At 48.6% G+C, this 22,259-nt stretch carries 15 protein-coding genes, 1 tRNA gene and 1 pseudogene; 4 read left to right on the forward strand and 13 right to left on the reverse strand.

The genetic code is table 11. The features are described 5' to 3' along the window. The 5 genes from WC959_00495 to WC959_00515 form a co-directional block, all read right to left on the reverse strand. Complete coding sequence (locus WC959_00495; GenBank protein ID MFA5687624.1) at positions 1-1,992, reverse strand: hypothetical protein; 1,992 nt, start codon at positions 1,990-1,992, stop codon at positions 1-3. 23 nt (positions 1,993-2,015) lie between these two features. Next, positions 2,016-3,248 carry a Gfo/Idh/MocA family oxidoreductase gene (locus WC959_00500; protein ID MFA5687625.1) on the reverse strand — a complete coding sequence of 411 codons (1,233 nt, stop codon included), beginning with the start codon at positions 3,246-3,248 and terminating at the stop codon, positions 2,016-2,018. A 180-nt stretch (positions 3,249-3,428) separates the two neighbouring features. Further along, a complete protein-coding gene (locus tag WC959_00505) occupies positions 3,429-4,562 on the reverse strand; it encodes a GntR family transcriptional regulator (GenBank protein MFA5687626.1) in 1,134 nt (377 codons plus the stop codon). A gap of 45 nt (positions 4,563-4,607) precedes the next feature. Continuing rightward, a complete protein-coding gene (locus WC959_00510; GenBank protein MFA5687627.1) occupies positions 4,608-7,067 on the reverse strand; it encodes a sodium/solute symporter in 2,460 nt (819 codons plus the stop codon). A gap of 317 nt (positions 7,068-7,384) precedes the next feature. Beyond that, positions 7,385-8,263 (reverse strand): alpha/beta hydrolase, encoded by an 879-nt coding sequence (locus WC959_00515; GenBank protein MFA5687628.1) that lies wholly within the window; start codon positions 8,261-8,263, stop codon positions 7,385-7,387. Between the two features lie 196 nt (positions 8,264-8,459). Here WC959_00515 and WC959_00520 point away from each other — a divergent pair. Beyond that, a pseudogene (locus tag WC959_00520) lies at positions 8,460-9,466 on the forward strand (IS481 family transposase). A 654-nt stretch (positions 9,467-10,120) separates the two neighbouring features. Here WC959_00520 and WC959_00525 read toward each other — a convergent pair. The 4 genes from WC959_00525 to WC959_00540 form a co-directional block, all read right to left on the reverse strand. Then, entirely contained in the window at positions 10,121-10,657 is a 537-nt protein-coding gene (locus WC959_00525) for an XRE family transcriptional regulator (protein MFA5687629.1), read from the reverse strand. A 97-nt stretch (positions 10,658-10,754) separates the two neighbouring features. After that, positions 10,755-11,732: an NAD(P)-dependent oxidoreductase gene (locus WC959_00530; GenBank protein ID MFA5687630.1), complete on the reverse strand. Its 978-nt coding sequence runs from the start codon at positions 11,730-11,732 to the stop codon at positions 10,755-10,757. Continuing rightward, positions 11,729-13,495: a hypothetical protein gene (locus tag WC959_00535; protein ID MFA5687631.1), complete on the reverse strand. Its 1,767-nt coding sequence runs from the start codon at positions 13,493-13,495 to the stop codon at positions 11,729-11,731. The genes WC959_00530 and WC959_00535 overlap by 4 nt, the downstream gene beginning before the upstream one ends. Before the next feature lie 92 nt (positions 13,496-13,587). Beyond that, positions 13,588-14,643 (reverse strand): LacI family DNA-binding transcriptional regulator, encoded by a 1,056-nt coding sequence (locus WC959_00540; protein MFA5687632.1) that lies wholly within the window; start codon positions 14,641-14,643, stop codon positions 13,588-13,590. Positions 14,644-14,782: 139 nt separating this feature from the next. Between WC959_00540 and WC959_00545 the strand changes: the two genes are divergently transcribed. Next, positions 14,783-16,564: a discoidin domain-containing protein gene (locus WC959_00545; GenBank protein ID MFA5687633.1), complete on the forward strand. Its 1,782-nt coding sequence runs from the start codon at positions 14,783-14,785 to the stop codon at positions 16,562-16,564. An 879-nt stretch (positions 16,565-17,443) separates the two neighbouring features. On the opposite strand, the gene WC959_00550 is transcribed toward WC959_00545, so the two are convergent. Further along, on the reverse strand, positions 17,444-18,097 hold the full coding sequence (locus WC959_00550; GenBank protein MFA5687634.1) for a hypothetical protein: 654 nt from the start codon (positions 18,095-18,097) through the stop codon (positions 17,444-17,446). A gap of 300 nt (positions 18,098-18,397) precedes the next feature. Between WC959_00550 and WC959_00555 the strand changes: the two genes are divergently transcribed. Further along, positions 18,398-19,801 carry a sulfatase-like hydrolase/transferase gene (locus WC959_00555; protein ID MFA5687635.1) on the forward strand — a complete coding sequence of 468 codons (1,404 nt, stop codon included), beginning with the start codon at positions 18,398-18,400 and terminating at the stop codon, positions 19,799-19,801. A gap of 57 nt (positions 19,802-19,858) precedes the next feature. Here the strand turns inward: WC959_00555 and WC959_00560 are convergent. Then, positions 19,859-19,931: transfer RNA gene (locus WC959_00560), tRNA-Ala, on the reverse strand. A gap of 184 nt (positions 19,932-20,115) precedes the next feature. On the opposite strand from WC959_00560, the gene rdgB reads away from it, so the two are divergent. Next, positions 20,116-20,706 carry an RdgB/HAM1 family non-canonical purine NTP pyrophosphatase gene (rdgB, locus tag WC959_00565; GenBank protein MFA5687636.1) on the forward strand — a complete coding sequence of 197 codons (591 nt, stop codon included), beginning with the start codon at positions 20,116-20,118 and terminating at the stop codon, positions 20,704-20,706. 101 nt (positions 20,707-20,807) lie between these two features. Here rdgB and WC959_00570 read toward each other — a convergent pair whose 3' ends face one another. Together WC959_00570 and WC959_00575 are read right to left on the reverse strand one after the other, a co-directional pair. Next, on the reverse strand, positions 20,808-21,464 hold the full coding sequence (locus tag WC959_00570) for a phosphoribosylanthranilate isomerase (GenBank protein MFA5687637.1): 657 nt from the start codon (positions 21,462-21,464) through the stop codon (positions 20,808-20,810). Positions 21,465-21,843: 379 nt separating this feature from the next. Continuing rightward, complete coding sequence (locus tag WC959_00575) at positions 21,844-22,161, reverse strand: cupin domain-containing protein (GenBank protein ID MFA5687638.1); 318 nt, start codon at positions 22,159-22,161, stop codon at positions 21,844-21,846. Positions 22,162-22,259 lie beyond the last annotated feature (98 nt).

Raw genomic sequence — 22,259 nt, forward strand, 5'->3', positions numbered from 1 at the left:
TTACTCCTGCGGCACCGCCAGCCGGTCGCCATCCACCGTCCAGTTTTCAAAATCATAGCGTAATTGAACGCCGGCAAAATCAACGGTGACCACCGGACTTTTCCAGTCCTGAACCGCCCAGGGTGAATCGAGCATTTTCCACTGATTATAATGAACCGGCTGTTCGTTGATGAAATGCTTCCCGTCCGGCGACTTTCCGAGTTCTGTAAAAACAATCCGCAGTGAATCGCCGGAAATGGTTTTATACGAAAATTCGGGGCGGCTTTTGTTCATCTTCGAAACGTCGGTGCGGTTTTCTTTCAGTACATCATTGATGAACGCCGCCAGCTGTTCGTCAACATTACCTGCATACCGGCCGGCATCCGCCGTTTCCAGCACCCACGCATTTTTGCGTGCGTCGGCCCAGCGGATGTCTACCGGAAAGGCAACGTCGGCTTGGGTTGTATTTCTTTCCCATGTCGTCGGCGCCATGGAATAAAAACCGAACAGCATGTTTCCAGCGTGGTTGAATATCCATGAATTCGTTTCAACCTGCTTCACGATGGCGCCGGATTTTACAAATGTAATGTATTGTTTATAAAATTCATAACCAGACGGCACATCATATAATCCAATGGCCGTACGCTGGTGCTGCATCCGGTGACTGTACGGGTTTTCGCCGGAACCGAAGTTATTCAAATCTGTTCTGCCGAAATACGGCTGGCGGTAATTTTCCTGAAACACATAAAAATGGCTGGACGGTTTTTCGGAAATCCACGTCAGATTCAGCGCGCGCTGTTCTTTAAACACCGCGGTTTTAATTCCTTTTTTTCCATCATAGTCAGTCTCACCGATCGTCAGAGAATATGCCGGCGTATGATAAAATGTTTTCCGGATCACCGCTTCTTCAAGCGTTTCTCTTTCAGAGCTGAAAATGTGACTTTCAAATTTTTCACGTTCCGCCGAACGGTCGTGTGCAATTTTTTCAAAAACCGGCGGCATCTGATATTCACCGAACAGAAACATCACCGGCAGATCGTCGAACACCTGCGGATAGCGCGCGCCGAAATACAGCCAGCCGACTGCTTTCGTATTAAGCAGACCTTCGGTTTGCGCCAGATTTTTATAATATTTGCAGCGGTAGAATGTTTCGGCCTGATATCCCTGATTCCAGTCGGTGGCAAGATTGAGCATGAAATAATCCAGCACCATCGTTGCGCGTTTTCTCATTTCGGAATCTTTTGAAAACTCGGCGAGCATTTTTACGGCTTCGATATCGCACATAAAATAAATCTGCGAATGCTCAACCTGATTCTTAACGGCGAAGTACTGAAAAATTTCATCAATGTTTTCTTTGCAGTACTGTTTAATCTCCGCCGCTGATTTTGAACTGACGGTTTTGCCGCGAAAATCAATGGCATAATCTGTATTTACCGGCATGTCCGCATCGCGAAAATCCGGCCAGTATTCTGCAGCCAGATATCCGGCGACATAAAGATACAGCCGCATATTCACTGTTCCGGCGGAGCAGTCATAATTCCACCGCTGAAGCAGTTCTTTCTGCAGTGTCATCATATCGTCCGGCAGAAACTCCTGTCCCAATAATGTCGTCCACAGCGAACGGGTTGTCGACCAGGGACCGTCTTGCGTATTATCGCACAGGCTGACCGCGGTGCGGAACACAGCACCGGCACTGTCTTTTTCGGGCTGTCCGCTCAGAATTCTGGCACTGACCGGATTAATCTGGCGTTTCAACAGTGTTGACGCATTGCTGCCGCGATTCACTTTATACCATCCAGCAGCAACCGGCTGTTCCAGCATGTGCGCCATGATTTCGTTTCTGCGGGCGGCAAAATCTGCACCGGAAACTGTATCGCCGATACTGTTTGATGAAACCGCCAGCGACAGCAGAAATCCGGTAATCAGTGAATTATTTTTTACCTGACTGAATGCAGAACAGACCAGTCCGCCGGATAATAATAAAGCCAATGTTTTCGTTTGCGTGGTTTTCACAATACACATCCTCTCAATCTGTTTTAGTTGTTTTCCGGCAGAAACACAGGTTCGGATTTCACCGCCCATGGACATCCCGCCTCGTAGAAACTTTTCTCTTCGACGAACATTTTTTCAGTCAGCGGATCAATCCCGGCAATATACCGGTTAATGTCCCCCGCCTTTAAACAATCGTCATCTGCGCCAACCCGGGTTTCGCCGATAAATTTTTCCGGCACGTTAACAATGCGTCCTGATTCAAACCCTTTTTCGATGCAGCAGACATGCTGCCAGCTGTTCGCCACGGTGGCCGCCGGGGAACCACCATAATCAATTGCATCGCACACCTGTTCATAAATCATCCGGCAGAAATCGCCGTTTCTATATCCGTCGCCGATGCGCTCACACTCTTCAAATCCGTTTTCTGTCCGCCGGTAAACCACCGCATCGTTATTGAACTCCCAAACGATCTTGCCGTTTTCAAAAATATACTCTGTCTTCGGATCGCGCCGTACATCCGTGGAATGAGACGCGATATATGTGATGTGAACATCTGTATCGGTATGAACGCGCAGAAACTGTGTGTCGCACGATTCAATATGTTTTACTCTGTAATTTTCGCAATACACCGAATCCGGTACCGCTGTTTTGTTCTCTGTTTTTCCGGCGGCATACAGCATATTATTCAGGTAATGCGCCGTCGCGTTCATCATCGGGCAGTCATTGATTACTTTTCCGTTATACCGCAGTTTTCCCCGCCACGCATTACTGTAATATGCATCCGCACGCTGCCACAGCACCCGGCTTTTTGCTGAAACCAATCGTCCTAATTCTTGATTCAATACGATCTGTTTAATCCGCTTCAAGACCGGTGAATAAATATTCTGAAAGCAGATCGCCAGAATTTTTCCTGCGCTTTCCTGCGCCGATTTCATTTGCATGCATTCATCTACTGTTCCGGCAACCGGCTTTTCGCAAATCACATGATAGCCGGCGGACAGCGCCTTAATGCTCATTTCACAATGATCAGCAATCCCGACCGGCAGTACAATAATATCGGTCCGCCCGCATTCGCCGGCCAGTAATTCTTCATAGTTTGTGTAAACCCGGCCGCCAGCAGACTCAATTGCTCCGGCCGTTGCCGCCTGTTCATCCATGAACTGTTCGAGAATCAGCACCGCCGCCAGTTTCACCGTGTTGCGCCGTTCCAGCGAACGAATTAAATGATAATGATACCGCGCATATCCGCCGACACCGACTAAAGCAATATTTTTCATTCACCCGTCCGTTACAATGTAAAATCAGTTTATGAATCAACAGATACATAGTGCCAGAAATCCATTTTGCTGGCGCAACTCATATTCTGTTGAATGTCATATATAGCTATAATAAAAAAGTTATCCTCGTCAATGTCAATGCGTAATTTGTGAAAACCGGTTTGCCCGGGCAGCCCGACGTCAAGACGGGAGAACTGATGCCGACCGGCGCAGACAGAATTTCGCTTTAAATACCGCAGTTTCCGCATCCTTATCTGAAGGATGTTCCTGTGCTTTCTGCAAAACATGAACCGCATACTGCGCCGCCTCTTCCATCGGCAGTTCCATGGTGGACAGTTCAAACGGGTCAACCAGCGGAGCACCGTCGTATGAAAGCAGTGAAACATCCTCTGGAACCCGTATTCCGGCCTGATGCAGAAATGAAAGAAATGTAACGGCGAACGTGTCGTGGTGCAGAAACAGCGCCGTGCAGGGTTTTATGGTTTTTGTAATCCATGCATTATCAAGATGTCCCTGCATCTGTTCTGCGTCCACCCAGACCGGCGGTAACGGCCGAAGCCCGGCGGACTTCATTGCATCAGCATATCCGATCCAGCGGGGATAATGTTTGTAATCCGCCGGTAGCGGTATGCCGTCCCATATACGCGGGAAAACAACCCGGATTTTTTTATGCCCGAGCGCAATAAGATTCTGCGTTCCGTTTTCAAATGCTTCGCGCTCATCAAATGCAATAATGTGACATCCGGTGATGTTGCATGTCAGGCGGGCCAGATCTAGTATCACCACCGGAACTTTTTCTTTGACCAGCCGCCGCAGCGCTTTTCCGTTTTCATTACGGGAACACGGTACAATCACCACACCGTCCAGTTTGTCGCCGGCCAGCAGTTCTTGAATAATATCCAGTTCTTTCCGGCTGTCGTCAAAGTGCTGAAAAAACAATGCCTGATATCCGTTTTCCCTGGCCAGTTTTCCGAATTCTCCGACAACGCGGGATGTCAGCGGCATGGTCACATTCCGGACAATCAGCGCCAGCGTTTCTGTGCGTGATTTTTTTGGAGAATTAATCAATGTTCCTTTACGCGGAAGGCGGACAACTAGTTTTTCTTTTTCTAAAACTTTAACGGCTTTATCTGCAGTCATCAAACTGACGCCGTACTCCTCCGCCAGCTGTTTTGTGCCCGGGAGCATGCCGGCATATTCGCCAGAGGCGATTTTTATGAGTATGGCATCAACAACCCGGTTGTATTTATTGGCAACCCGTGTGTTCTGGGGCAAATCCATTTCTTTTGTCGTTTTCAACCGAATCTTTCTCACATTTGTTTCTACCGGCGGCGCAAAACATAAGCTGGTGTCCGATGCTTATATCTCCTCTGAGTCACCACGCTTCAACACATCATAAACGGTTAACCCGGACAACTCTTTATTTGCATTTCTCAGAAAAATAAAACTGGCGGTATAACCAAGAAGTATACAGGCGATCATTGCAAACGGAGTATAAAAAATCCAGTGCAGACTGGTATAATTTTTCACAAGCACCGTACAAACAATGCTGCCGATTGCTCCGATTGCCGCGCCGATGCTTGATGTCCGGCGCGTAAATATTCCCAGAACATAAATTCCGACAAACCCGCCGCCGAGCAGCGCAATAATTTCCATCCACACCCTGAAAATTGAATCCATCGGCATTTGCGCCATTACATATGCAAGGCCTGTGCCGAACGCACCGGTCAGAACACAAGAAACCTTCATCAGTACAAGCTGCATACGATCCGTCGCCCGCCGCGAAATTCTTTTATAGAAATCTTCTCCGACAAGCGTTGCAACACTGTTCATACTGCCCGCCAGTGTTGAAAGCGCCGCGGCAAAGATTCCAGCAATAATCAATCCCGCAATTCCGGCAGGAACACCCTGAACAACAAATAAAGGAATCACCTGATCATTACGCATCCCGGGATCAAGAAGTTGCGGATGCGCATGGAAATAAGCAAATATTGAGATTCCCGCCATCGTCACCAGCACTGCGATCAATACACCGCACGCCATACTCATTGCTGAAAGCCGGCGGACATCCTTCAGCGGAGTTGAAAATACGCGCTGCACCGCCGGCTGATTTGATACAACAGAAATTCCTTCAACCAGTATTGCAAAAAAATACATCCACAGCACCGGCTTGCTGCAATCCCAGCTCCAGATGGCCATATCGAACCGACCGAACTCTTTTCCCGTTGAAACAAATTCGTCCCAGCCGCCCGGTAATCCGTCAACCGCGCAGAAAATCATTAATATAACACCTAGAAACATTAATGCGCCCTGAATCACATCCGTCCAGACAACGGCCTCAAATCCGCCGGTCGCCGTATAGAACGTAGCAATCACGCCCATAATTAACACGCTCATTCCAACATCGATACCGCTCACCGCCGAGATTGCCAGCGACGGCAGCAGCAGTGAAATGCTGATCCGTCCGGCGGCATTAAACACAATATTCTGCAAGCTCGCCAAAAACCGCAGCGAAGGATGGAACCGCTGTTCAAGATATTCGAATGTTGATGTTAACCGCAGCCGGCGCAGCAGCGGAAACAAACCGTAACTTTGCAGCAGCACCACAACCGGCGTAAACATCAGCGGTGTAAGCCAGACCAGATTCGTTCGAAATGCCATCGCCGGAATCGCCATAAAACTGATGGCGCTCGTTCCGGTGGCGAACATACTCACCGCCGCCGCCCACCATTTCACATTACGTCCGCCAAGCGCATACGCCACACTGGATTTCTGCCGCGCCGCAAAATACACGCCGACTCCCGCCATTAACAAAAAGTATGCCGCCAGAATACTGTAATCCACCCAGCCGAACCGTTTAACGGTGTGCCCGAGTTCAATTCGCGCAACCGGCACATCCGGCGAAATCAAAAACGTACCGGATTTCTGTTGAACAATCGCGCCGCCGGCAACCGGCTGATTCAGCTCTCCGCCGGAAATCCAGGTATCGGTTACCGTGTGGTAAATCCAGATTTGCTCTGATTTTTCCGCCACAGTTTCGCCGGAAAATACCGAATCAAGCGGTGCAATACTTTTACAGCCTCCGAACAGTGTGAAATGCGCCTGACCGGAAGAATAAATCGGAGAACCGGCCAGCGGTTCCGGCATATCATTCAACTGCCGCCAGCCGGTATGAACCGTTCCGTCGAGCGGCTTAATCCGGAATCCCCAGCCGTCCTTTAATGCGCAGCGCTGCTCCGGTGACCATCCGCCGAAAATATACAGCTCAGAACTCAACGTACCCATCGCCGGAAAAATCCGGCCTGTTCCCGGGAAAGCAATCTGCCGTTCCCAGACCGGATTCGGACTGGAAATATTCAGCGAAAAAAGTTCCGGCGATGTGAGCAGCGGATCAAACGACATTAATCCGCCGGCAATATAAAGAACACCGTCCATCACCAGTGCACCTGCTGCCGCCAAAGGCACCGGCAGCGTCGGCAATTCTTTTATACTCAACTCCGTTCCATCAAACTGCAGACAAAAAACCTGACCGGAAATTTTTCCGTCAACAATCCCGCCAGCCAGAATCAGACTGTCCGGACCGGCTGTTGCAACCGCCGGAAAACGCAATGCATTCTGAAATTCCGTTTCTGCAATAACAGAACCGTCATCCACTGAAATCAGCCGGGCGCCGCGCTCTTCAATAAGCACCGCACCGCGGGACATGCTTCCGACCGAAACTGCATTCGTTGACAAAATCAATTCCGGTTCAACAGGAACCACATGAATCGCCGCCGCACCAAGATTCCCGCCGGACAACATACAAATCAGACCAGCCACACAAATTCGAACCGTATTCGTCATAACACTCCCTTGCCGGATAGTTTCAAAAATCAGCGTTCTTAATAATTCAACTGAATATTATATACAACTATTTTGTTTGGTGGATTGTAAAAGCAAGTGTCCGGGTAGAGATGTTTGATTCATGCCGCGATTTCCTGATCGGACCATTCCCCCGCTGTTTCAAAATTCAATATCTTACGCGGATAGATGTTAGTCCATGTTTCGATTTCGTGAAGCATTTTTTGCTGATTCGTTCCACCAACGTTCTCTCTTTCGGAATAAACCAGCGCAACAAGAACGGATCAGTGAACCGCCTACAGGTGTTTTTTCAGGAATAATACTATTTTGTCAGTTAATTCTTTTTCTGCCAGATGCTGATGGAGACTATGTCCGGCATTTTCAACGCGGTTTAATTCACTTTGGACACCGGCTTTCCACAATGTTTCATGAAGGCGTTCGCTTTGCGAGATAGGAACGCGGGGATCTTTTGTCCCGTGCCAGATGGAAAAAGGCGCTGAATCTTTTGTGACGTAAAGCTGTGGACTGGCGGCAGCGGCGAGTTCCGGTTTTTCTTCCAGAGTGCCGCCCAGCAATTGTGCCCGCGTATTAAAAAACGGATCCCACATTTCCCTGGCAGTGAGATCGGAAGGACCGCAAACATCTATCACCGCCTGTACACAGCTTGAAAAATTTAAATTTTCGCCGGCATCAAACTGCCGGGTATTCCCGGTAACACCAAGCAAGGATGCGAGATGACCTCCTGCCGAACTGCCCCATGCGGCAAAGCGGTCGGGATCAAGATTGTAGTCAGCTGCGTTTGCGCGCAACCAACGTACGGCGGCTTTGCAATCCTCAAGTTGCGCGGGGAAACGGTTGTCCGGTGTAAGCCGGTAGTTGATGCTTGCGATGGCGTATCCATGCCGGACAAAACCGTTTTCTAAAGGAGGACAGTTATTTTTATCCCCCCCGCCCCATCCACCGCCATGCACCCAAATAATGAGAGGCAAAGACTGTCCGGTTTCATTTTTCGGCAAATAAATATCCAGCGTCTGTTTTTCGTTTCCTCCGGAAACATAATGGATGTTATAGCAGGAAGTAACTTCATCGGATATTTTTGAAGTTTTCTGCGCGAACAGGTCGGTTGGAGCGTGTAATATACCGCATAAGCAAAGTAACTTGGAAAATTTATTCATACGAAGTGCTTCCTATTATTCGATAAAATAAATCGTAAATGAGGTAGATTATAAAAGCAAGTGACCTATTGAAGATTTTTGATTTGTATTAGTCACGATGAGATCTGACAGTCAGGCAGAAGAAATGTTACCCCTGTTAGGGTCAAAAACAAAAATCCCTCCGGCGTGGATGCCGGAACGAACAGGAGTAACAGAGATGACAGTAAATGATAAAAGTATCGGCACCAGGCTTGGATTGCTCAATCTGGCCGAAGAGCTTGGCAATGTATCCAAAGCCTGCAAGTTGATGGGCTTCAGCAGAGATACGTTCTACCGCTATAGAGATGCGGTGGAATCCGGCGGTGTAGACGCGTTGCCGGATGCAAACCGGCGTGTTCCGAATCACCGTAACCGCGTGGATGAGCGTATCGAGAATGCGGTGATAACGATCGCACTTGATAATCCGGCATTAGGTCAGTTCCGTGTCAGCAATGAGTTGCGCAAAGCTGGAGTGATGATCTCAGCGGGCGGTGTACGCAGTGTCTGGCTGCGGCATAACCTTGAGACGATGAAAAAACGGCTGGCGGCGCTGGAAAAGAAGGTCGCATCAGAAGGACTCGTACTCACTGAAGCACAGATCGTTGCACTGGAGAAAAAGAAAGAGCTGGATGCGTTCGCCGGTGAAATCGAAACCGCCCATCCGGGCTATCTTGGTGCACAGGACACCTTTTACGTCGGAACGATTAAAGGTGTCGGGCGGATATACCAGCAAACGTTCATGGATACCTACAGCAAAGTGGCGCTGGCCAGGCTTTATACGATGAAAACATCGTTAACTGCTGCAGATATGCCTAATGACCGGGTGCTGCCGTTCTTTGAAGAACACGGGATGGGCTTACTGCGCATGCTCACCGATCGCGGAACGGAGTACTGCGGGAAAGCGACGCATGATTATGAGCTGTATCTGATGATCAATGACATCGAACACACCCGAACCAAGGCAAAATCACCTCAGACCAACGGGATCTGTGAACGGTTCCACCGGACGATCCTGAATGAGTTTTATCAAATCGCGTTCCGGAAGAAAATCTACCGGACGCTGGATGAGCGCAGACCGGTCTGGATGAATGGCTCGTGTATTATAATACGGACCGGACGCATCAGGGAAAGATGTGCTGTGGGCGTACTCCAATGGCTGCGTTCGCAGATGGAAAAGAAATCTGACTTGAAAAAGTCGATGCATTGAATAGAAAGAAAGAAATCGTACCGGCGGCAGCCTGATAAAATCGCGATCCTGACAGGGCGGACTGTCAGATCTCATCGTGACTAATACATTTGATTCTTGTCGCTGCTTCCTGATTGAACCGGTCTTCGGCTGCTCCAGAATTCAGTGTCTTGCGTGGATCGGTGTTGATCCAGATTCCGGTTTCCTGAAACATTTTTCTGCTGATTCATCCTGACGTTTTCCCTTTCGGAATTAACCGAGTGCTCTATCCCCTCATAATCAAGTTAGAACTCGTTTTCATACAGACCGCATACGGTTCATCTTTCATCCGATGCTCGGCTACTGCCGGGGAACATCGTTTGACTACAAAGTGCGTTTCAGCCGTTCCTGCACTCCTGCAATGTGACGTACTGTTGCTCCGCTGCGGAACAGCACTCAATTTGAATGCGTTCTTCCTGACCCAAATGTTTTCCTTTTCACGGGCAAAGCGTGCTGCGCTCTGCCTGTTCCATATCGATGTCCCTTTCCTTTATCTTGATTGAATGAAGAACGACTCATTCCAACATGGAATTTCTTCGGACTCCAACCGGACACTTGCTTTACATTCTACCTGATTATTTGCATCCCGGACACCGGCCTCTCTGCGCCGGCGTTTAAAACCGTTTATTTTTCCGGATGTGCTGAATAACAATTCGGCAATCTTCAATAACTTCATAGGTATGCTCAAAAAGCGTGTCAAACTGTACACTGTCGCCGGCTTCGAGCAGATAGCTCTCATTCGGCAGGGTAATTTTTACTTTTCCGGCGAGCACCCAGCAGGTTTCGTAATCGTCGGCGCTGTGAGCACGCGGGTCGTTGCGGATCGCGCCGGATTTTGCCTCGGCATACAAACAGCGTGAGTTGGCAAATTCAATCTGCCGGAAACGAAAGTCGCCGACTTTTCGCGCTGTTTCTTTGGTAACGTGTGCCGTGCGGGATTCCGCCAGCGCAATCAGCTCCGCCGCCGTAATTCCAAATGCTTTTGCAAAACGAAACAGCGTATTCAGCTCTGCCGCGCTTTGGTTGCGCTCCAGTTTTGAAATCACTGCCGGAGAAATCCCGGTGCGCTGCGATAAATCCGCGATCGTGAAACCGTCACGCCTGCGCAAATCGCGCAGCACCGAAAAATCAAATTCACCGGACTGATTCATTCGTACAACATAAACAGCACGAACTGGTCTCGCAATAACTTTGTTTTTAGCAAAACCTCCGGATTGAAATTATCGAATACCGCAAAGTACACAAAATTTATAATTGTTCTGCACGCACTTCATGCAAAAGTGATTCGCCGTTTTTGAAACGTCGGAATTCATCCATCATGTAATCCGCCATTCGGTTCAATTCAGCTCCTTTTGATCCGGCGATATGCGCGCTCAGTTGAATATTCGGCACAGTGTAAAGTTTTGATCCGGCAACCGGCGGTTCCGGCCATTGCACATCCAGCAGTGCGGTGAGATCGTGGCGGCGCTGCATGACATCAACAAGATCATCTTCGTTCACCTGCCGCCCGCGCCCGACATTGATAAATACCGCACCGGGCTTCATCCGTTCAAACAGGGGTTTATTCAAAATTTGCGAATTATCCGGCAGATCAGGAAACAGATTCACGACGGCAAATGATGTTTCGAATGCTTCTTCCAACGGCACAGTTCTTTGTTCTGCGCGGAACGGCACAACCACCGGCACCAAACAATGTTCCTTCAGCCATTTCTGTAGGAGCTGCGAAATCATTCCGTTCCCAAGAATTGCAACACTGCCGCCATAATTCCCGAATCCGCGGAAACTGTTTTGCACTGTCGCCGCCTCCGGTGTTTTGCATTCGCGACTGTTACGGAAATAGCCGGCACCGGCGAGCAGGACCTGACTCAAGGCGAACTGTGCAACCGGAATGGCGTTCGCTGCTGCGGCACTGCAGACTTTTATTCCGGCGTTCAGAAACGGGTCGCGGAAATACCCGGTTGCGCCGGCGGCATAGAAAACGGCTTTTAAGTTCGGAAGCTTTTGAATCTGTTCCGCTGTCAGCTTCGGCGCGTGCCAAGTCGAAAAAATGACATCGAGGCTGTGCAGTTTTTCGACGTGTTCATTAAAATTTCCGGTTGTGATAACAACCGGGTACAAATGTGCCTGCTCAGTCAGCGCCGCTTTCCACCCGGCATTAAAAACGATATCTGTTACACAGCGATCGGGCGACCAGTCGGCGCCATCACAAAAAAATGCTGCATTCATGAATTCACTCCTTCAATTTCTGTCGCTTTCCTCGCAATCCGTTTTCCGCTGTGCATCATTATCAATCCGATGCCGCCGATGAACCCGGCCAGAATTAGCACAACCAGCCGCGCCGCCGGAAGTTTCAACGGGACCAAAAGAATCAGTGTTAACCCTCCGAGCAGCGCTGCAAAACGTCCGATTTGAATCAGCTGAAACGCATCGTTTGCATTGCCGGTCTCGCGAGAAAAATCAATTGGCTGACGCATTTTCCGGTAGAAAGTTTCTGCTGCCATTTTTTCTTCCGGTGAAACGTTCTTCCAGAAAACACAGGCGATGAAAAATCCGGTGCAGCCTCCAGCAAGCACCGAAAGCCCCATGATCTGATATGAAAAACGCCATCCAAAAATAAATTCAAGAATACTTGGAAGAAATCCGCCGGCAATTGATGACAGCAAACCCCAGCGCGGCACTTTCCGGAAAAACAAAAACAGCGTCAGCGGAATCATCTGCGGAAAAATCAGCCGGCCGGCAAGCTGCATCATTAAATCAAAAATGGTGACATCTTTTGCATACGAATAGATCAGTGCGATGCTCATGATGATAACGCCGGAAATGACGGTGGCAATTTTTCCGAAAAAAACTTCGCGCTCCGGCGACACCGCAGCGAATCCGAATTGTTTTCTTACCGGCGGCATTAAATCGCGTACAATTAATGCGGCATTTTGATTCAGTCCTGTATCAAGCGAACTGATCGCGGCCGCAAAAATGGCCACGAGCATGATGCTGAACGTTCCGCGCGGAAGAACATTATAACTGGCAACAGCGTAAGCATACTCCACCGCTTTTGCCGGCGATGTATCCATTGCCAGTACCTGTTCTGGAAGAAACAACCGCGCATAAATCGGCGGAATAAAAAATACAGCAAGACCAAGCACCATCAAAATTCCAGCGAACGCAGAGGCCTTCCGTGCTTCACGCCCGTCTTTGGCGGAAAAATAACGGACGCCCTGAAACAGGCTGGTCTGATTTGCGAATTGAATCACAAACGCAATAACGATCCAGGCAAGCGTATATTTTGCTGTCCAAATGGTTTCTCCGGCGGGAACCGGTGTGATAAATGTCAAATCATCGGCAACGCCGGGCTGATTCATTGCGGAAATAAATCCACTGACACCACCGGACTTGAGTAGACAAAGAGCGGTTACGATTGAAATCACCGCAACCAGAACGAGTCCCTGAACAAAGTCGTTTGCCATCACGGCCCAGTTCCCGCCGATTGTGCAGTAGAAAACAACCACCGTGCCGACAACGGCAATGAGCAACTGAACGGAAACATCGGGTATCACCGTTTTTGTAAATACGGCGAGCGTATACAGTACGACGCCGGACCACATATATCCGTTCAATACCAGCAGATATGTGACGATCTGTTCTGATGTTTTTCCAAACCGTTCTTTGAGAACTTCAGCAAACGTAACCACGCGCATCTGCCGGTACCATGCGGCGAGAAACAGCGCTGCCAGCAGGAACCCGGTAATGTTCGCCAGATAGATTGCGAGCGGACTCCAGCCCGATTGATAAATTCCGGCGGCGTTGCCGACAAATGTGTATGCGCTGATTCCGCTCATAAACATGCTGGCGCCAACCAGCCACCAGCAGCCGCGTCCGCCGGCGCGGAAATAATCAATTCCCGTATTTACAATACGCCCGAAAACAATTCCGACACATACCAGCACACATAAATAAACACCGATAATGATTAGATCCAGATTTGTTCCCATCCGGAGACCTCCTCGTTTCGAGTTTTATAGTTCGAAGAGTGCAGGAAGAGAACCGGTGTGCCGGTTAAATCGTTTAAATTACAAAAATGTGTTTAATTCTTTGTGCCGGTTTTTTTGCATGGGCAGGTTGCGCCGTCTTCCCATGCCGGCGCAATCTGTGTAACCGTCGGATGCTTAGGAATCCCGCGCTCATTGTTGTACAACAATCGAGCAAGTTGATCGACAGCCGCCCGCCCAACCAGATTTTCGTTTTCATTAACTCCAGCGACCAGTGATTCTGCGCCGCTCCGGCTCAATGTAACAAATGCAGTCTCTTCAGGGATACGGATCTCCGTTTGTTGCAATGCTTTCCAAACCAGCCTGTCTATTCCTGAACTGATAATGATATCCGGTTTGTATTTTTTATACCAGACAAGCAGCTGTTTTAAATCAACCTCGCCGCATTCGAGCACCGGAATGATTCCTCGTTTTTTCTGCGCATATTCCTGCCCGTAAAACCCGGAACTCCACCGCCGCAATGTCCGTGCGCTGCCGTGTCCTGCGATGATCAGGCCGGGGCGTAAATATCCCTTGCGACGAATATGATGCAGCGCCATCCGGATTCCTTGATATTGATCCGGGCAGACGCGATGCAGTGTGGGTTTCAGCATGGAATGTCCAATTGCCAGCGCTGAAATTTTTTCCCAGTCCAGCGATAAATGTCCGCCGCCGAATGCCAATGGTGGGATTAAAACACCGGTAATATTACGTGCGTATAAAATTTCTGACAGCCGGCGGGAACTCGCCACTTTTTTGTCCCGTAGAAAAAACGGTTCCACAGAAAATCCGGTTTCTTTTGCGCGCTGAACAATCCCATCCCATAAACGGCGATGGTATGCGCTCGATTCAACCTGTTCTCGTACACCGTTATAGATTGCAGCAAGCGGAATTGGAAAATGAATTTTACTGGAACGGCTCACATTTGACATCAGCGCAGAAACCAATGGGTTTCGGCGATATCCCAGTTGTTCCGTTGTATCGTGGACTATTTTTTTTGTTTCCGATGAAATGCGCGGATGATTACGGAGCGCCAGCGATACCGTGGCGATTGAAACACCACATGCGGCAGCAACATCTTTTATGGTTATCTGATTTTCTGTATTCTTCATATGAGGCAGTTTAGCCTGATTCGTTGAAAATACGAATAAATAAACGATTTAACTAAATGTCTAATTGCACAGCGCCGGAGCATTTAATTATCATAGCTCTGTAAAAACAAAAGGAGATTTAACAAACAGGAGATCTTTTATGAATTTTTTCATCGCTCTTAAACTCGGGCTGTTCTGCGTTGCCGGAATTTCTCCGGAGCCGCTGAAGGTTTACGATGTGATGCCGGATTCTGCCAGCAGTACATTCGGTTCTTATCACACGATACCGGAAAGCCCTGATGGTAAAAATATCCTGGTTCTTTGTTTTGATAGCGTTCCGGCAGCATCCCCCTCAAGTATCACTGCCGGCTCTCTTTGGATTTATCGGCGCGAAACCGGCGAACGGGAAAAGCTGGTCGATTTATATGGTGTTGGTACTCATGACGGCGCAATGGCCATGTGGATTGATAATGATTTGATTGTTTATCAGGATGGCAAACTTCGTCCAATTAATGTTCCACCGGAATACGACACGTATTCCGGCTATCCTCCACGGGATGAAATCAACTCGTTTAACATAAAAACCGGCGAGAAGAAAACATTCCCTATTCAGGGGCGGCTGGGACATGATGCAGTAAACGGATGGTTCCCGCTCTCTGTGATGCATCCAATGAACGGATTTCACGGTGCTTATATGGTCAATGCATATTCCGAAGAAATCCGGTTGATTTGCAAGCCGGAAAAGTTTGATGCCGTTGTGCCGGACGATTTAAAGCAGGGGCGCGAACCGGCACAAAAATGGAGATTGCTTCATGTTGCGTTAAGTCCCGACGGGGAGATGGCAGCCATGAGAATGGACATGCTGCCGCTTGCCGGCTCTTCATTACCCACATTAAACTCACAAGTGATCATCAATACGGATGGAACCGATCCGATCTTCTGGCGGGGGAAAATACCACTGCATTTTAACTGGTATGGGGAAAATATCATTGCCGGGCACGCCGGGTTTGATGCGTCAATCGGAATGGGCTTCCCGGGGCCGATGCAAGACTCGCCGCTTATGGAGGGGAGTGACGGGCGCGGTGGTGTATATGCTTTTCAAGTCCGCCCGTCGCAACTCATCGAACGGCTTGCACCGATGGGAAACCATCTCGCCTGGTCGCCGGACGGCAACTGGTTTGTGTCTGAAAACTGGTATCGGACTGAAACGGTTATCATGAAACTCTACCGTAAATATTCCGATGTTCCGGCAGCGCTTCTCATGCAGAACTCCGACGGCGCGGCCCGCTGCTGGAACTCAACCGTGCATGTAAATCCATCTTTCAGCCGCGACGGGCAACGGGTATATTTCACGGAAGTTATGGATGGAAACCGGTTTCAAGCTCGCTGGACGGATATCGGGCCGGTATTGACGGCATGGGCAAATAATCAACAAATAACATTCGAAAGAGAGGATATCATGAATACAAACATCACAAAAATGCTGGGAACCGCAGCTGCGGCAACTTCATTAACGGTTAACGTCATCGCCGGAAACATGACGGCGGAAGCCAGCAGTTTCGCCTCGACAGATAAAGGACAAATGCTGCCGGAATATGCCATAGACGGCAATCCGGCAACCATGTGGGGTGCCCAAGAAAGACGCGAATGGCTCCAAATCGATCTGGGAGAAGAGCAATTGCTTTCAGAAATTTCAATCATGTGGGGCGGTACTCAGGGGCGATGCTATATTTTCTCCATCGAAACTTCTATCGATTCTAACACATGGAAACGCGCTTATTCCGGCGAACACGACGGCATTCAGAGAGTGTTTAAAAATTATCAGTTTTCCGCCCCGCGAGCTGCGCGCTATGTGAAAATTTTCACACAGGGCTATAATCCTTCTAAAGGCGGTGGAGGCAACGGGAAGTGGACTTATATTTGCGAAGTCAAATTTAAATAAAGTTCAAGATAAGTTGACAGACTGTTTTCTGAATGCTCTTAAAGCGGTGGCGAATAGAGGTTTTTGCGGCGATGATTCGGCAGAACTTATACTCTTTAAGACAAGAGCCGTCGACCTGTGATCTCTCCGGGCTTTGAGTCTCCGTACCCCCCTGGCAAGTACCCCAAGAGAGTTCAATGTCGTTCCATCTGCGGGAGGAGTTATCTTTTCGTTTAATCACCCCGACCACAATGATTTTTTTCCGCGCCATGACCGCGCCCCTGTCATATATGCGCCGGGCGGTGAAACAGCTTTCATCTGTCTCGCCGTATTTAAACAGATTCGACGTGTCCGGTTCGCAGCACTCAGCAGTCTGCCGGCGTGCCGCAATTTGACTGTATTGCGATTTAATCCTGTCAGGACGTCACTCTTTTGTGTTTTACTAATCCATCGGGAAATAGCAGATAACATGCAGGGAGTCGTGCTCCTAAATCTATGAAACGGAAAACACGCTTGTTACTTATTTTAAGGCAAAAATACCGTAAGGGCTATTTCAATCCCATCAGCTTGTTTTGAACCTGAATAATTATCATAGAACGAAAAACTCGCAGCCATTTTTATAACCAGAGATGCATGGCATACTCATACTTCGACTTTCTCGACAGAAGGCTCCGGAAAGGGACGGGCTCGATAGTTCTATGCAGATGAATGTGTTGTAAAAAATGAGCAGATGTTTTTTAAGTGAAAAAGCAGCCCAAACACATCTGCAGCCAGCCTGGATACAGAAGATAAAAACCATAAGTTTACTGCTGAACAGCTCGTTTTATAGCAGAAAAGCTCCGGGGAGCCCGGAGCTTTATCACTGTTTGAAAACTGTAACCGTGAATTATATGATACTGTCTATCTAACATAGCGAATTACAAACGGAACCGCCATTCCGACAATAAAAAGCGTAATTGATGCCGGCTCTGGAATAATGGTAAAGGATGCCGTATACGCACGAAGGTCAAAGCCATCTCCAGCTGTTGATCCGATATCAATGGACTGATAAGAATTTTCCGCTAAGAGAATGTCTGCCGGCGATTTAGGCAATCCTCCTGTCCATGAGTACAACTCCACATTTGTACCGCTGCCATAAATGGTTCCGGCATCTGTTCCAGTTCCGGCTCCGATTCGAAGAGAGGCAAATCCGTTAAAAATAACATCGCCAGCCGATGCGCCGGAAACGTTCGTAACACCAACGAATGAGAGTCGTAACATTCCTGTGTCATTCGGATCAATAAGCAAATTATTGAGTCCCCCGTACAAGCCGGCTGACCCGTAGCTGCTTCTCATACCAACATCAGAACCATCCGTTGATGTCAAAGAAAACAGCGCATCAAAACTGATGTCTTCAATCGTAATCTGATTCGTGAGAATAACAGAACTTGCAAACGTGTTTTCGCCAAATGATGGAATAAGACAATAAACATTTTGTGAAATATCTGCTCCGGCTATTCCGCACAGTAAACAGACAGACAGAACTCCAGTCATTACTCTTTTCCAGCTACTCATTAGAACCCTCCTTGTTTTTGTTCCATAGCCTCTATCAGCACTCGCTGATCTTCTGAAAACATAATTAAGAGATATTAGATATGCAAAACCTCAACATCAGTTGTATGGTTAAATCGTTTACTCATTCAATTCGAATTGGAATTCTTAAAAAATGATGTCGCGTGAATTACGATTTAATTTGAATCACATCCCGCCGGAAACAGAGCAATCAATTAACAGGTCATATTCAGTTAACGGTTAAACTGTTTTGCATCATTTGCATAGTTGTATTTTCCAGCCGGCAGATTTATTTTGCCCCGCATGAGATGCGAACTTTTACTTGCGTCCACCGTGGCGTTTACCGGCGCCGGGATTGCAGAACGTCCGAATATTATCTGGATTATAACGGATCAGCAGCCGGCAGACCTGATGAGCTGCACCGGCAACTCCGGACTGAAAACTCCGGCGATGGACAGTCTCGCCGCCAGCGGTGTGCGATTTGAACTCGCCTATTGCGCGAATCCGATTTGCGTGCCGTCGCGTACATCCATGATGACCGGCCGCATGCCGCACGAAACCGGCGTGACATTTAATATGGACCGGTTTGATATTTTCGTACCGTCGCTCGGTGGATTCATCACGCGCGCCGGCTACGACACCGCGTACATCGGCAAGTGGCATATTCCAATGCCGGCTGAAAATCAGCAGTGGCACGGTTTTAATCTGATGCTGGAAGGCACAAAGAAGTTTAACGACCAGCACTTCGCCGCACCGGCTATCGATTTTATTAAAACAAAACGGAACAAACCGTTTTTCCTCGTCGCATCGTTTACGAACCCTCATGACATTTGCGAATGGGCGCGCGGTGCCGCCGGCGGTTTCCCGGAGGCCAGAACACGACTGTGGAATGGTAAAATTCCACCGGCACCGGCGCCGGAAAACTGCCCGCCATTACCAGAAAATTTTGAAATTCCGGCGTATGAACCGGACATTATCCGCGAATATCAGACGTGGCAGAAAGGCACCTATCCGGCGCGCGGCTGGCCGGATGAACGCTGGCGGCAGTACCGTTGGGCACTCAACAGATTAACTGAGCGCGTTGATATGGAAATCGGAAAAATTCTCGATGCACTGCGTGATGCAGGGCTTGATAAAAACACCGTGATTATTTTTACGAGCGACCACGGTGACGGCAACAGTGCGCACCAGTGGAATCAAAAAACACTGCACTACGATGAGTGCGCGCGCATTCCGTTCATCATTTCCGGCGCCGGAATCGCAAATCCCGGCGGTGTAAACTGTGCGCATCTGATTTCCACCGGCATTGATATTTTTCCAACCGTCTGCGATTACGCCGGTGCCGAAATGCCGCCGGATCTGCCGGGACGCAGTGTGCGCCCACTGGTTGAAAACCGCGCCGGCGACTGGCGCGACTGTGTTATCATTGAAAACGATCTTTCGCCGGAATACGGCCGCAGCGCCGGAATTGAAGGACGTTCACTGCGCACGCTGAAATATAAATACACCGTTTACTCTACTGGGAAAATCCGCGAACAGCTCACCGATATGAAAAATGATCCCGGCGAAATACACAACCTTGCCGTCGATCCCGCCGCCGGCGAAATTTTACAGCAGTGCCGCGAACAGCTCGCCGCTGAATTTAAAAGCACCGGTGACACATTCGTTATCCCTGGAATTTCATATGACGGCTGGATTTTAAAATGAAGCTTTATTTTGCTTTATTACGGGTACTTTGAATTAAGGGATGTTTCGTTCATGATCTGGAGCGGAAGGGGATCGAACCCTCGACCTTCGCATTGCGAACGCGACGCTCTACCAATTGAGCTACCGCCCCACAGAAGAATCGTGAATATAGGCAGACGACTTTTGCGCCGCAAGTTAAATCAAGTTGTTACATCTTTTTTAATACTCGAAACGCCGGTCAGTAGAAAAAGATTTTCAAAATCATTAACGACCGCGCTGAGGATTTTTGATTTTTATCCTGCAAAATTCTGCGCATCCGGTCTAATAATAAAATTATGAAACTGGTTATTGCAACACGCAATAGACATAAGCTGGAAGAAATTCGCGCGATATTTAATTTTGCATCGGGTGATATCGGGTCGGCGCTCGATTTCCCGGAAATTCCAGACACGGTTGAAAACGGCGGTACGCTTGAAGCCAATGCGGTTAAAAAAGCGACAGAAATGTGTATGGCCACCGGAATTCCGGCACTCGCCGATGATTCCGGCTTGGAAGTCGAGGCCCTGAACGGCGCACCGGGGGTTTATTCTGCGCGCTGGGCCGGAGAAAACTGTTCATACGACGACAATAATACAAAACTTTTGCGTGAACTGGCCGGCAAAGAAAACCGGTGTGCGCGGTTTCGAACGGTACTGGCGCTTGTTCGCCTCGGAGCTCCGCCGCAGACAGTCGAAGGATCGGTCCGGGGAGTAATTATTCACAAGCGGCGCGGAGAACACGGTTTTGGTTATGATCCGCTGTTTGTGCCGGACGGTTATACGCAAACATTTGCCGAACTTCCGCCAGAAATTAAAAACCGGATTTCTCACCGCGCCTGTGCGCTTGCTGCGGCTGTAAATGCCTGGGGAGAATTTTTGGGAAAATAATCCTGATTAATGGATATTCGCTCAACACACTCACAGCATATAATTCAGCGTATCCGTATGCAACAGAGTTTTTGCGCTGGGAATTGATCGCGGGTGTATTTTTAACACTCAGCGCTCCGGACTGCCGTTATAAATCGCTTGAGAAGCTCGGCATTAAGCTTCCCGCTGCTCCGGACGCCCAAACAGATATCAACGCCAAACGGATGTACAATATTTATGGCATCCGCAACATTTTCCGGCGTCAACCCTCCGGCAAGAAACACCGGCCTTCCAACGCATTCGCAAATTTTCCGGCTGATCTCCCAGTTATGCCGTTGTCCTGTTCCGCCGAGCGTCCTGATTTTTGCCGCCGGATTTCCAGAATCAAGCAGAATGCCATCGACAGTTTCTGATGCCTGTCTGGCCTCGTTAATAGCACGTTCATTACAAACGTGAATTACCTGTACCAGCCGTACATTCGGCAGCGCCTTCCGTAATTGGCGGCGAGTGTCGGCGCTGACGGAATCGACCAGTTGCAAAACATCCGCTCCGGTATTCATCGCCTGTTTGATAATTTTTGGTGTATCAATCCGGCTGCTCAGAAGAAACCGGGAAATACCGGACGGAACCGTTTTTGAAATTCCGGTAATTTGTTTTTCACTAATCACGCCAGTACCCGAAGGCATTGCCGACACAAAACCCAGCGCTGAAGCCCCGGCATGAACTGCCAAAACCGCGTCATTTTTTGTCGAGAGCGTATTCAGAAAAATTATAGCCACAAAAAACACAAAAAAACACAAAAGTGTAATGTATCGCAGGCATCTTTGCCTGCCTTGGGAAATCCGCAGATAACGCAGATGAACGCAGATGTTTAAACCACGGGATACACAACACACACGGAAGTTTTGCAGAAAGCATCAGGTATTCAGGGATTAGCAGAGAGGCAGAGCAGTAGACGCGGCGCCCTCGCCGCGTTCCGTGTTCAGGGTTTTCAGTTTACAGTTGAGAGTTGAAAAGTTCTCAGTGCGCTCTGCGGTTTATCAATCAGTTCGGTCCATAATTATTTGGTGATTTTTGCGCGTTTTTGCGGCTATACATTAATTTAAAATGCTCGAGATACAACAAATTTTAATTCGAATTTTCATTTTTTAGTAAAAATTAATCATTTTTATAAAAAACCGCCAGCCAGACCGTCCGGGCATCTTGTGCAGTTTTTTCGACGTGATGCCGGCATCGCGCCGGAATATTCAGTGTGTCGCCGGAAGTTAAATCAACTATGCGTCCGTCTTCGAATCGCAGTTGCGCCGATCCTTCCAGCATCAGTATCCATTCCCCTTCCCGCTGGTCGTACCAGAATCCGTCCGCCGATTTTTGTCCGAATGAAACGATGCGTTCAATCCGCACGTTTTCATTTGAAAACAATTCTGTGAAAAGTTCCTCCGGCTCATGCGCCGGAATTTGATCAAACAGGTTCATAACCCCATTAAACCACGAACCTTCGCTGATTCACATTAATTTCCTGTTCCGGCTTTAGTTTAATTAGTGGATATTAGTGAGAATTAGTGGTTAATAAG

This window comes from Kiritimatiellales bacterium (assembly GCA_041656295.1).
Taxonomy (GTDB): domain Bacteria; phylum Verrucomicrobiota; class Kiritimatiellia; order Kiritimatiellales; family Tichowtungiaceae; genus Tichowtungia.

Excerpts from the sequence above, each read along its gene's own strand:
- WC959_00550 (MFA5687634.1), bottom strand. The coding sequence starts at position 18,097 with ATGAGTAGCTGGAAAAGAGTAATGACTGGAGTTCTGTCTGTCTGTTTA.
- WC959_00525 (MFA5687629.1), bottom strand. The coding sequence starts at position 10,657 with ATGAATCAGTCCGGTGAATTTGATTTTTCGGTGCTGCGCGATTTGCGC.
- WC959_00540 (MFA5687632.1), bottom strand. The coding sequence starts at position 14,643 with ATGAAGAATACAGAAAATCAGATAACCATAAAAGATGTTGCTGCCGCA.
- WC959_00555 (MFA5687635.1), top strand. The coding sequence starts at position 18,398 with ATGAGATGCGAACTTTTACTTGCGTCCACCGTGGCGTTTACCGGCGCC.
- WC959_00545 (MFA5687633.1), top strand. The coding sequence starts at position 14,783 with ATGAATTTTTTCATCGCTCTTAAACTCGGGCTGTTCTGCGTTGCCGGA.
- WC959_00500 (MFA5687625.1), bottom strand. The coding sequence starts at position 3,248 with ATGAAAAATATTGCTTTAGTCGGTGTCGGCGGATATGCGCGGTATCAT.
- WC959_00575 (MFA5687638.1), bottom strand. The coding sequence starts at position 22,161 with ATGAACCTGTTTGATCAAATTCCGGCGCATGAGCCGGAGGAACTTTTC.
- WC959_00515 (MFA5687628.1), bottom strand. The coding sequence starts at position 8,263 with ATGAATAAATTTTCCAAGTTACTTTGCTTATGCGGTATATTACACGCT.
- WC959_00535 (MFA5687631.1), bottom strand. The coding sequence starts at position 13,495 with ATGGGAACAAATCTGGATCTAATCATTATCGGTGTTTATTTATGTGTG.
- WC959_00530 (MFA5687630.1), bottom strand. The coding sequence starts at position 11,732 with ATGAATGCAGCATTTTTTTGTGATGGCGCCGACTGGTCGCCCGATCGC.
- rdgB (MFA5687636.1), top strand. The coding sequence starts at position 20,116 with ATGAAACTGGTTATTGCAACACGCAATAGACATAAGCTGGAAGAAATT.